General features: G+C 49.8%; 8 protein-coding genes. All 8 read left to right on the top strand.

The window, feature by feature from the left end; translation table 11 throughout:
* The first annotated feature begins 777 nt into the window (after positions 1–777).
* The 8 genes from CA598_RS18335 (at position 778) to CA598_RS18300 (ending at position 12,389) form a co-directional block, all read left to right on the top strand.
* On the top strand, positions 778–1,722 hold the full coding sequence (locus CA598_RS18335; RefSeq protein WP_306440475.1) for an ArsR/SmtB family transcription factor: 945 nt from the start codon (positions 778–780) through the stop codon (positions 1,720–1,722).
* A gap of 177 nt (positions 1,723–1,899) precedes the next feature.
* Positions 1,900–3,669 (top strand): glycoside hydrolase family 2 protein, encoded by a 1,770-nt coding sequence (locus tag CA598_RS18330; RefSeq protein WP_094869516.1) that lies wholly within the window; start codon positions 1,900–1,902, stop codon positions 3,667–3,669.
* 471 nt (positions 3,670–4,140) lie between these two features.
* Positions 4,141–5,451 carry a 3-keto-alpha-glucoside-1,2-lyase-like domain-containing protein gene (locus CA598_RS18325; protein WP_256990543.1) on the top strand — a complete coding sequence of 437 codons (1,311 nt, stop codon included), beginning with the start codon at positions 4,141–4,143 and terminating at the stop codon, positions 5,449–5,451.
* A gap of 264 nt (positions 5,452–5,715) precedes the next feature.
* On the top strand, positions 5,716–7,029 hold the full coding sequence (locus tag CA598_RS18320; protein ID WP_094869514.1) for an ABC transporter substrate-binding protein: 1,314 nt from the start codon (positions 5,716–5,718) through the stop codon (positions 7,027–7,029).
* Between the two features lie 91 nt (positions 7,030–7,120).
* Positions 7,121–8,044, top strand: a complete 924-nt coding sequence (locus CA598_RS18315; protein ID WP_094869513.1) for a carbohydrate ABC transporter permease — start codon at positions 7,121–7,123, stop codon at positions 8,042–8,044.
* A 13-nt stretch (positions 8,045–8,057) separates the two neighbouring features.
* Positions 8,058–8,870, top strand: a complete 813-nt coding sequence (locus tag CA598_RS18310) for a carbohydrate ABC transporter permease (protein ID WP_094877402.1) — start codon at positions 8,058–8,060, stop codon at positions 8,868–8,870.
* 116 nt (positions 8,871–8,986) lie between these two features.
* Positions 8,987–10,786, top strand: coding sequence for a sensor histidine kinase (locus CA598_RS18305; protein WP_179281558.1), 1,800 nt, complete (start codon positions 8,987–8,989; stop codon positions 10,784–10,786).
* Position 10,787: 1 nt separating this feature from the next.
* Positions 10,788–12,389 carry a response regulator gene (locus tag CA598_RS18300; RefSeq protein ID WP_094877401.1) on the top strand — a complete coding sequence of 534 codons (1,602 nt, stop codon included), beginning with the start codon at positions 10,788–10,790 and terminating at the stop codon, positions 12,387–12,389.
* Position 12,390: the final 1 nt, after the last annotated feature.

The raw sequence follows: 12,390 nt of genomic DNA, 5'->3' as shown, positions 1-12,390 counted from the left end.
ACCGTACGGGTTCGACCCCCGTCCTCGGCATCACAGTGAAAACCTTGAGAAATCAAGGTTTTTTTGTTTTTCTTAAAGGAAAGCTTCTATAATAAGCTAGGGTTCTGTGTGTCTGGAAATAACATTCGAGTATACAGGACTCAAGGTCATAATACTCCTTTTCAGTGCTTGTATAATAACAAGTTCTAGAAGGGGGTTTTTATTATGGTTAGAATTAAACAAATTAAGAACAACAAAGCAGTGGTATAGACAGAAGCGTTGTCGCAATTTTTGTTCTGGAAGAAAGAACAGGAAGCCAGCGAACAAACAAGGATTATGAATAACATGTGCGGCTTTTCTTCAAGAGGTACAGCAACTCATTCGAGACTGTAGAACATCTGAAAAACAATCTGTTTGAATATCTTGGGCAAGAAGGCATTAAGCCATGTACCTATAACAATCGTCAAGTTACGAACCTGCCCTGCAGCGAAAGGAAATACGCCAGTGTTTGTCGAATCGGTAAGGGAAAAGCAATGGCTCGGCCGGCGTTTATTATTAGGCGGTACGCTGCTGCAGGTGACAGTTATTGTGACCGCTGTGTTATGATTACACTGCTCAAACCAGATATTTTCTGATTAAAGCCGATTTAATGAGGGGAATGTTGTATTTTGTGCAGGAATTTAAATCGAAATAGTGAATTTGCTTTCTTCCCGTTCCATCGCAGTTACATCATTGCCAAAAAGGGGAAATAAGAGTTCAAAAGTTCAATGTTATAGTTCAAATAGATAGCAAAGCGGAGTGATCGATATTCTGGAATTATCCATGGAACATCTTGATGATCTGGTGAAAGTGACACATGCGCTGTCTACGGAGCTTAGATTGAGAATGCTGGAGTTGTTGAACATCCGAAGAATGAATGTAGTGGAGCTGGCTGAAGCGCTGGAGATACCGGTATCCACCGCCGCTTCGAATGTGAAGGTGCTGGAACAAGCCAAGCTGATTGAGACCGAGCTGCTGCCTGCTTCGCGCGGAGCCATGAAGGTCTGTAGCCGCATCTATGATGATATCAAGATCGTCATAAATGTACCGGAACGTCGTGCGCAGGCGGATCAAGGCGATTATTGCTATGAAATTGAGATGCCGATCGGTAACTTCACAGCTTGTGAAGCAGCGCCAACCTGCGGCATGGTTAGTGAGACAGGGCCGATTATTGTGGAGGACTCGCCGGCGGGCTTTTTCCATCCTGACAAGGTTCATGCCCAGCTACTCTGGCTGCGCAAGGGCTATCTCGAGTACCGCTATCCGCTGGAAATTCCGCAAGGGGCTGCCATCCGCCTGATTCAGTTCTCGATGGAAATCTGTTCCGAGGCGCCGAATTATGAGAATGACTGGCCTTCGGATATTACGCTGTGGATCAATAATGTGGAGGTTGGTACCTGGACGTCGCCCGGTGATTTCGGCGGCAGACGCGGGAAGCTGAATCCTTCCTGGTGGCTCGATACGGGAACGCAATTCGGCTCGCTCAAGACCTGGAGTGTAGACAACACCCGCAGCACCATTGACCACCAAGAGATATCAACCGTCAATCTAAGCCAACTGAGGCTTACTAAGCAGAACCATGTGGATCTGCGGGTGGGTGTGAAGGAGAATGCGGTATTCAAGGGCGGAATGAATCTGTTCGGCAAAAAGTTCGGCGATTATGAACAGGATCTGGTGATGAAGATTTTTTATACCGTACAGTAATCAGGAGTAATTGATTCTGACAGCAAAGTGATGAACATGCGAAGAACCTGATGCCATAGGCAAAGGTTCTTTTTTCTATGCATTCTACGATTGACATTTCAGAAGATTCTGTAATAATTAATACATAATTATTGTAATGAAACAAAAATATTGTTCATAAGGAGCGTGTGCAGTTTAATGGCAACCCAGCACTATATCAAGGATTATCCGCGGCCGCAGTTCGTCCGTAACGACTGGCAGAGCCTTAACGGGGAATGGGATTTCCGGTTTGATGATGACAACATTGGCGAGCGGGACAAATGGAATGAGCATCTGCACGGGGATTTGAAGATACAGGTTCCTTTCACTTATGAGACGCAGGCCAGCGGAATCGGCGAGACCGCCTTCCATCCTTATGTATGGTATGAGCGGGAACTGAAGCTTCCTGCTGATTTGAACGGTAAGCGAGTGATACTCAATTTCCAGGCAGTCGATTATACCGCTAAGGTATGGGTTAATGGCTGCTTCGCCGGTGGGCATCAAGGCGGTTATGCGGCCTTTTCGCTGGATATTACCGATTATGTGAACACTGGTGCAGGAGTGTACAACCGGCTGATAGTCAAAGCGGAAGACAGCCAGAGCTGTACACAGCCGCGGGGCAAGCAGCGCTGGGTGGATGAGAACTTCGAGTGCTTCTATGTGCAGACAACGGGAATCTGGCAAAGTGCGTGGGTAGAGTATGTATCGCCCTCCTATCTCAAGGCTGTCAAAATCACGCCGGATCTTGATAACCGCTCGGTACGTTTTGAATATCAGACACAGGCAGCGGAGGATAATCTCCGCCTGGAGACCCGGATCAGCACGCAGCAGAAGACATTTAAGCAGGTCTCGCTGCATGTAGACCGGGCCTGGCTGCAGCTGGATGTGGAGCTGACCCATGAAGCGAATGGCCCGTGGAAGCTGCAGTCATGGTCACCTGCGGCACCGGCGCTGTACGAAGTGGAGTTTATTTTATATAAAGATGATCTGGTCATTGACCGGGTATATTCCTACTTCGGCCTCCGCAAAATTTCCATCGAACAAGGCAAGGTGCTGCTTAACAATACGCCTATGTATCAGCGGCTGATTCTGGATCAGGGCTATTGGCCGGAAAGCCACTTGACCCCGCCGTCAGAAGAGGCGCTGATTGCCGATATCGACGCAATTCTGGCTATGGGTTATAACGGCGTGCGTAAGCATATGAAGATCGAGGATGCCCGGTTCCTCTACTGGTGTGATGTGAAAGGCCTGTTGGTTTGGTCGGAGATGGCGGCGACTTTCGAGTTCAATGATGAGGCAGTGGAGAGCTTTACGAATGAATGGACAGAGATTGTGCGCCAGCAGTATAACCATCCTTCAATTATCACCTGGGTGCCTTTTAACGAATCCTGGGGTATTCCGCAAGTCTACACGAATAAGCAGCAGCAGAAATTTACGGAAGCCATTTATCATCTGACCAAAGCTATTGATCCTAATCGTCCGGTCATTGTGAATGACGGCTGGGAGCATACAATCAGTGACATCATCACCCTGCATGATTATGAGCAGAGCGGAGATGCCTTGCTAGAGCGTTATGCTGACTCCGGCAGCGTACTAGGCGGAGGATTATCTTTCAACAACTGGAAATATGTGATGGCAAAAGGCTATGAATACCGCAGCCAGCCGGTGATGGTCAGTGAATTCGGGGGCATTGCTTTTAATTCCGACGAAGGCTGGGGCTACGGAGAGCAGGTAAGTAATGAGGAGGCGTTCATCGGGCGGTTCAGCAAGATTACGCAGGCAATCAAGGACACGCCTTATATTTGCGGATACTGCTACACGCAGATTACGGATGTCCAGCAGGAAGTGAACGGACTGCTAACAGCGGACCGGACGCCGAAAATTCCTCTGGAAGTGATCCGGAAGATCAATTTGTCAGCAGCAGAATAATCATAACTTTGTTGCCTAAAAAACGGTCAATTATCGGTTCAATGACAAGGTGAAGCAGATTAGAATCTTGTTTGAAAGCACTTACATGTGAGTGCGTTCAACAGGTTTCATAATTGAAGATCAAGAGGAGGGGCTTATTTGTTGAAAAAATTATTCACCTCGCTGTCTGCTTCCCTGTGTCTGCTTCTGGTCCTTACAGCCATCCCGGCTTTTGCAGCGAATGGCCCGGTAGTGTGGGGCACATCATCCACGATTACCGATATTAACACCTTCACGGATGCGGGCACCGATGCCCGCGGGCTCAGACCCGGAACCTTTGGGGCTGAATATGCTCGGATGATCAAGCTGGCGAACGGGGATTGGCTGGCGGTGGCCGCCATTTACGACAACAACGGCTACACCAAAGTCTCCTGGGGCGGCACCCGGCTACAGGTCTTCCGTAGTACAGACAACTGCCGCACCTGGTCGCTGATGTCCACTCTATGGGAGGACGGGCGTGACCTGGACAACGGGCAGTTTGTACAGTTGGCAAATGGCGACCTTCTGCTGGCGATGCGTTCTGTCCGCTGGCAGGAATCGTATAAGCTCAGAGTGTATAAGAGTGTGAATGGAGGCGCGAATTGGAGCTTCTTGAGTACAATCGACGAGAATAACGGCACCGCAGGTTCTCTTGGAAACCCGGATAAGGGTGTATATGAGCCGCATATGCAGCTACTAAATGACGGCTCGGTAGCTGTCATGTATGCGAGTGAGAAGCATGTAACTGAGAATCCTTCCTACAGCCAGATCCTCTCCGAGAAAATTTCCACCAATGGCGGAGCCAGCTGGGGGAATGAGATTTATGTAGCCTGGGACCCATCTAACGCCGGAGCGCGTCCAGGTATGCCGGTTTGGAGCAAGATGACAAACGGACAGTATATTGTCGCTTTTGAAGTCTGCGGAACGCAGAACTGCAAAATTTTCACTAAGAAAAGTACGGACGGCAAGACCTGGTCCAGCGGCATCGGCACCCAGGTATCGACCAATCAGCAGGGCGGGCCTTATCTCCTCTCCTTAACTGATGGCCGTCTGCTGCTCAGCTCCAACTCCAATGTGCTGTCTTTAAGCAACGATTACGGCAATACATGGGTGGATAACGATGTACCGGCATTCGGGAATTCGTGGTGGACTGCAATGTACCAGACGGGTGCAAATGAAATTGCGATGGTTGATTCTGTGGAGCGGAGTGTCGGCGGGCATAATGTCCAGGTCCGTTTCGGTACACTCAGCGGTGCGTACAGCAATGATTTTTCTGCGAATGACAGCGGATGGGTTCGTTATGGGGGAACGTGGGCTGTGAGCGGCGGAACCTACAACCTGAGCTCGGTCAATGCGGATAAATCGGTCCTTACCCCATACCCTTCCAAAATGAACTACACGTTGGAGGGCGACATCAGGCTGAATAATGCGGGCCAGGGCAGTCTGATCTTCAATCTGACCAATCCGGGCACTGGAGCCGATTTGCAGAAAGGCTACGCCGCAGGTATTGATTCCGCAGGCCAGGTCTGGCTGGGACGCTTCAACAACGGCTGGACACCGCTGCAGACGGTAGCAACACCTATTGCAGTAAACACCTGGCATCATATGAAGGTGGTTGTGAACAGCGGGAACATTAAGTTATACGTCGGAGATATGACCACGCCTAAGATCAACATGAACGATGCAGTATATACCTCTGGTACCATCGGGGTGCGGGGCGGCTTTAACAACAGCGTCAGCTTCGACAATATTACAGTGAACTAATCTGAAAATTTTGGAGCCCTTAAGGGCTTCTTTTTTTTGATAACGCAAGTCTATCTGTGCACCGTACGATTCTCCACCTGCCATACGATCGTCTACCTTCTGGGGTTCCCCTCGTTATTAATATCTTTCGTTTGTTCACCAATGAGCGGCGGTTTGTCGGTTCAACACATGCGGTATTCCCTGTAGAGTAAGAGTCAAGAAAGCCCTTACATAAACGCAGAGGGGCTCTCGCATACAAACTTTTTTGACGAGAGGGTTGTTCAAATGAGGATGAATAAGAAGTTCACAAGTTTGCTGTCGGCCGGGCTGACGCTGGCCCTGATCCTGCCGGGATGCTCATCCGGTAACAAAGAGAACGGTGAGCAGGCCAAGGCGGTAAATGAACCGGCAAAAACAGAGAATGCAGGCGGCAGTCCGGTAGAGATATCTTTCTGGAACATGTTCGGCGGCGGGGAAGGGGATTTCGTAGACCAGATCATCAAGGGCTTCAATGACTCCCAGCAGGAAGTAACGGTCAAGCAGCTCCGTCTGGAATCCAACGAGTATTATGCGAAGCTAAGTACGGCGCTGTCTTCCTCCAAAGGCCCTGATGTTGCCATTGCCCACGTGGATCGGATCTCCCCGTTCGTGAAGGCACAGCAGATTGTGTCTGTAGATGAGCTGGCTTCCAAGGTCGGCTTTGACCTGAAGGAGATCTCTGAATCCAATATTAAGAGTGTGACCTACGATGGTAAACCTTACGCTGTCCCGCTGGATACTCACTTCCATATGTTCTACTACAACAAGGATATTCTGCAGAAGGCGGATCTGCTGAACGAAGACGGCACCCCTAAGCTGGGCGAAATGACACCGGCGGGCTTCGAGCAGACGCTGGCGGATATTCAGGCCAAAGTGCCGGATGTTCAGGCGATGGCGATTAACACTCCTTATTTTCAAGAGCCGTTCCTGAATATGTACTATGAAGCCGGCGGGGATATCCTAAATTCGGATATGACCAAAGCAAGCATCAACAATCCGCAGGCACTGGATGTCCTCAAATTCTACCTGGACATCTATAACAACAAATACTCCGATCTTAATGATAAAACGCCTTGGGATACCTTCCATAACGGCAAAGCTGCCTTCTGGTTCGGAGGGGTATGGGAAGCGGGACTGTTACTAGGAGATGAGTCACTGCATATCGGCGCTATGCCGCTTCCTCCGATCTTCGGCAGCCAGACGCATTGGGCCAGCTCCCATACGCTTGTAATCCCGTCTTATGTAACTGCTGAGAAGCAGGAGGCCGCAGCCAAGTTCATGAAGTATTTCTCTGAAGTTGGTGGAGAGATCTGGGGACAGGCAGGACATGTGCCTGCGAATAGTAAAGTAACCACCGGCGATGCTTATAAGAGCCTGCCTTACCGCAGTGAATTCATCGAAGCGCAGAAGACCGTGAAATTTGCTCCGCCGACAGATAAATACACAACAATCATTACTACTATTTCCGAAGAACTGCAGAACATTATTTTCGGCAGCGAGACTCCCGAAGACGGGTTGGCAAAACTGGAGAAACAGATTAACGAAGTGCTGGAGAACTAACTCATTCTGCCGGAAAGGGGAGGTCCCTGCCCGTAAGGCGGGGGCTGCCTCCAGGCATAAGCGCCATTTTGATTGAAGGAGAGTATGACCGATGGAGCGGACTTTAAGAGAGAATAAGGCTGCTGCGCCTCTTCGCAGGGCAGAGCCTATACACCTACTGAAGGAACTGAAAGCCATTTTGTACCTGATTCCGTTCCTGGTACCATTTGCGGTGTTCTATCTGTGGCCGGTAATCCGCGGAGCCTGGATGAGCCTGCATGTTTGGGGCATTCAAGGGATGCAGAAGTACGCCGGTTTGGCTAACTATAAGAAAATTCTGGGGAATTCGGATTTCTATTCGTATTTGTGGAACTCTTTCTACTTTGTATTGCTATGCGCACCTACCGTACTCGTACTGGGACTCATACTGGCACTGATTATCAATCAGAGAATTTGGCTGCGGACCCTGATACGCTCCGTGTTCTTCCTGCCGTATGTCCTGTCGGTCTCCGTGGTCAGCTTCATCTGGCTGAAACTGTTCGACGCGAAGAACGGTCCAGTGAACGCAGCTCTGGATGTACTGGGCATCCATGCAGATATCAACTGGCTCACCGATCACAGATTTGTGTGGTGGGCGATTACGATTGCGACAGACTGGTGGAGCGTGGGATTTGTGATGGTGCTGTTCCTTGCCGGACTGCAGGAAATCCCCACCGATCATTACGAAGCGGCGAAGATTGACGGCGCCAATGCCTGGCAGCGATTCTGGAGCATTACACTGCCGGGGCTGTCGAGCGTAATGAAGATCCAGATCTTTTATCAGATTATCAACTGCCTTAAGCTGTTCGGACAGGTGCAAATTATGACCGGCGGCGGGCCGGGAGATTCCACCAATACCATGATCCGTTATATTTACGTTACAGGGTTCAAGAAAGACATGTTCGGCCTGGCCGCAGCGCAGTCGATGATCTTCTGCTTCATCATGCTGTTGATCGCCGTGGTTCAATTTAAAATCACAGACCGGAAAGACGGATAGGAGGGAGACATTCATGAAAAAGCTCGCTTTAAATATCGCTGCTGTTCTACTTGCGCTGCTGTTTATTTTCCCGCTAATCTGGATGTTCCTCACCTCCCTGAAGCCTGATGGTGTGAACGTATATACGCTGGCTGATTGGGTGAAATGGTCAGATCTGAATACCGATAACTATGTCAAAGTCATCCGGGACTCGCAAATTCTGCACTGGACATGGAACAGTCTGGTCATTGGTGTCCTCACGACCGTAATCTCCCTTCTGCTTAGCTCGCTGGCTGCATTCTCGTTCTCCAAGCTGCCATTCCGGACACGGGGAATATTCTATGTGCTGATCGTTTCAGGTCTGCTGATTCCGACGGAAGCAATACTCATTCCGCTTTATGAAACTGCGCTGCATCTGCAGCTGATTGATAACATCTGGGCGATTGTCCTGCCTGGACTGACCAACCCTATCGGCATTCTGCTGCTGAAGCAATTCATGGACGGGGTACCCAAGGATTACATTGAAGCCGCGCAAATCGACGGTAGCCGCAGCTTCCGGTTATGGTGGAGCATCTGTCTGCCGCTTACACGCTCAGCCATGGTTTCTGTGGGAATCTTCTTCTTTATCCTCTCCTGGAATAATTTCCTGTGGCCTTATCTGGCCATTACTTCTGAGGAAAATATGATTCTTTCGGCAGGGCTGCCCACCTTTTTGTCGAATAATAACATGTCGCTCAATCTGATTATGACGGCAAGTACAATCGCGGCGGTTCCGACAATCATTGTCTTTATTCTGCTGCAGCGGCATATTGTCCAGGGCGTGGCGATGTCCGGCGTCAAGGGTTAATCTTTAAGATTTCCAGTCTCAAGACTCTACAACGAGAAAGGATATAGGGCATGCTTAAATCTCCAGAGAGTACTGCCAGGCCCTTGCGCTTCCGCTTGATATCCTGGATCAAAATAATGAAGAGCAGCATGCGCTATAAGTGGATGCTGCTTCTCGTTCTCTTCTCCTTGACACCGCTGGTGGTCATGGGGATTATTTCATTTTCGATCTCCAAATCAACGATTAATCACAAAGTAACGGAGTATTCCGAGCATCTGCTGTATCAAACCGCCGACAATCTGGATACGCGGCTGGGTGTCTACAAGGACATGATGATGCAGGTGCTGAACAACAACGAGATTGTGGGTATGCTGCGGACTCTTGATCGGACAGACGCGGCCAGCTATGATGTGGATAGTCTGTCGCTGACGACAAAGCTGTCCACGATTGTAGCGATTAATCAGGATGTGCAGTCCATTTCTTTTGTATCCGGGAAACATTATATCAAGGGAATCTACCGCTGGAACAAGCGAATCCCTGCCGAGGTGGAGCCGTTCCTGCAGACCCTTGAGGGCGGCAGTAATTTCCGCTGGTATCCGACCCGTTACGGGACCTATGTGGACAGTTTGAATTCCCAGAGTACACACGTCTTCTCGGTAGCCAAGCAATTGTATAAAATATCCGATGACAGCCCACTGGGAATTGTTGCTGTCCTGGATATTCGTGAAGATGTCATAAAGGAGCTGATCTCGAAGGCGGTGAGCAACAACCGGGATCTGCAAAGCTTTGTAATGGACGGGCGCGGTATGCTGGTCTCGTATCCGGACAGCCGGCTGATCGGCAAAAGTGTGACTGAGGTGCTGGGTCAGGCGGGTTACGAGAGGCTCATTCATTCTGGACCGGAGGAAACGAGATTCCCGCTCACTTACAACGGCGACAGCCTGATCGTGAATGCCAAGAAGCTTCACACCAATGATTGGGTAGTTGTGAATGTCATTTCTAAGGCTGCGCTGTACCAGGATTCGAACCGTCTGCTGCAGATCTTTATCTTCGTCGGGCTGCTTTGTATATTCTTCTCGGTTATTGCCGCGCTTGTGCTGGCGAATTCCATCACCAATCCGATTCTGAAGATGATCCGTTTGATGCGGCAGGTGATGTCCGGCGAACTCAGCGTCCGCTACAAAGCCAAAAGTCGGCATGACGAATTCGATATCCTTGGTGATAATTTCAACTATATGGTTGCGCGGATAGATGAACTATTGAAAGCGGTATATCTAGAGCAGGACCAGAAACGGATGGCCGAGCTCAAGGCACTGCAGGCGCAGATTAACCCGCATTTTCTCTACAACACGCTGGATATTATTAAATGGACGGCCCTGATTCAGAAAGCCAACAACGCGGCAGAGATGGTCAGCTTATTGTCACGGCTGCTGCGGATCAGTCTGGGCAAGGGTGAAGAAACCGTTACGCTGGAAGAGGAAATTGAGCATGTGCAGTGTTATCTGGGCATTCAGAGATTCCGCTTCAATTTCAATATTGAGACATTCGTTGAAATGGACGATGAAGTCCGCCACCTGCGGACGCCCAAGCTGATCTTGCAGCCGATTGTCGAGAACGCGATTATCCATGCTTTTGGGGATATGGGGTCCGGCGGCAGCATCCGCATATCCTGCCGCAAAGCGCCGGGAAACCTTGTATGGTTCGAGGTGGCAGATAACGGTAAGGGGATGGACCCCGCATTTGCCCGCAGTCTGCTGACCGAGCAAGCGCCGGATGAGGATAAATCGGGAGGCATAGGATTGGCGAATGTGGATGAACGAATTAAGCTCATTTGCGGAAAAATGTACGGTATCGAGATCCAAAGTGAGCCCGGCACAGGAACGTCAATACGGATCAAGCTGCCTTTGATGACAAATGACATAAGGGGGAATCGCTGAGATGCACCGGGTCATTATCGTAGAAGATGAATTTATCGTGAGATATGGTATCCGGTCGATGATTAATTGGGAGACCATCGGGATGGAGGTCACCGGTGAAGCGTCGAATGGCCAGGAAGCGCTGGCGTTGATGGCAACCGGACTGCCTGATATCCTGATTACCGATATTAAAATGCCGGTGATGGACGGCATTGAGCTGATAGCCGAGGTGCGGAGGCTCTCAGCGGATATTAAGATCATCATCCTCAGCAACCTCGAAGATTTCCAGTATGCGAAGGAAGCAATTAAACACAGTGTATCCGAATATATGATCAAATCGGATATGATGCCCCGTGACTTTGAGTTAGTATTGCTTAAGCTGAAGGAAAGTCTGGAGGCAGTGCAGAAGAACACGGCAGTCCATTCTCAGGGTGTTCACCCGGAGCCGGTACATAAGGAAAGTTTCCTGATGGATCTGATTGATCGGGGGCCGGTTCAGGGTCAGATAGACAGACATAAACTCACGCAGGCGGGACTCACTGATTCACGGCCGCTGTATTTGCTACATATCAGCCTGAGCAGCGGCGTTGAGCCAAGGTATGGGCAAGGACAGACCGTGATCCGCAGTATGCTGGAGCAGATTTGGAATGAAAATACCCTCGGCTACGAAATTTTCCCTGACAGGCAGGGTGAACTCAATATTATAGTTACCACAGACCTCACGGCAAAGCCTGCAGTTGCTGATCGGATAGACCTCTTGCGCAGCCGCAGTGAAGAGCTTATTCAATGCTTATCCAGACGATGCGGCTGGACGGCGACTATAGGCATTAGTGGTGTAACCAGGCAGTGGACAGAGGTGAAGAATGCCTATGCTCAGGCCGTGGATGCAGCCAAGCAAAAGCTGTTTATGGGAAACGGGCGTGTCCTGATTCACGGGAGCGATGAGCTGCTGGCGCAGGTGGCGCCGCCTCATGCGCTCCAGATCAGCAGCCACCAGATTCAATCCATGGTGTACGCTTTCCAGTCCAGAGAGCTGACGGAATATCTGGAGCAGCTGTTCGGACAGCTTGCCGTGCGCAGGGATGCAGATCTTGTGCAGATTATTTCACTTGAGTTGCTGATGATATTAACGACCCTATGGCCCGATGTATCCAGGGATGCTGAGCAGGTTCTGGAGCTCAAGAAGCAGTATTTTGACGAGCTGGCGATGCTGGAAACGCTTGAACAGAGCCGGTTATGGTTCGTGCAGGCGTTCGAAGCGCTGGTACAGCATATGAAAGATATGTATCATAGCGACCGGAACAGCATTATTAAGGCAACCCAGTATATCCAGCAGTATTACTATCAGGAAATCACGCTGCAGTCGATCAGCCGGCTTGTACATCTGAGCAAGAACTATTTCGCCAATCTGTTCAGGAAGGAGGTAGGGGAGAGCTTTCTGGAGTACCTGACCCGGATTCGGATTGAGAAAGCCAAGAACTTGCTTACTGGAGAACTGAAGGCAGGGGATGTTGGAACCTTAGTCGGGATTCAGGACCCAAAATATTTCTCCAAAGTGTTCAAAAAAATCACTGGCGTGTCCCCGTCGGAATATCGTGGGCTGGTTCGGAAGATCAGCAAATGAA

Source organism: Paenibacillus sp. VTT E-133291 (assembly GCF_002264395.1).
GTDB lineage: Bacteria > Bacillota > Bacilli > Paenibacillales > Paenibacillaceae > Paenibacillus_AQ > Paenibacillus_AQ nitricinens.
This window is presented reverse-complemented; position numbering and strand designations above follow the sequence as displayed.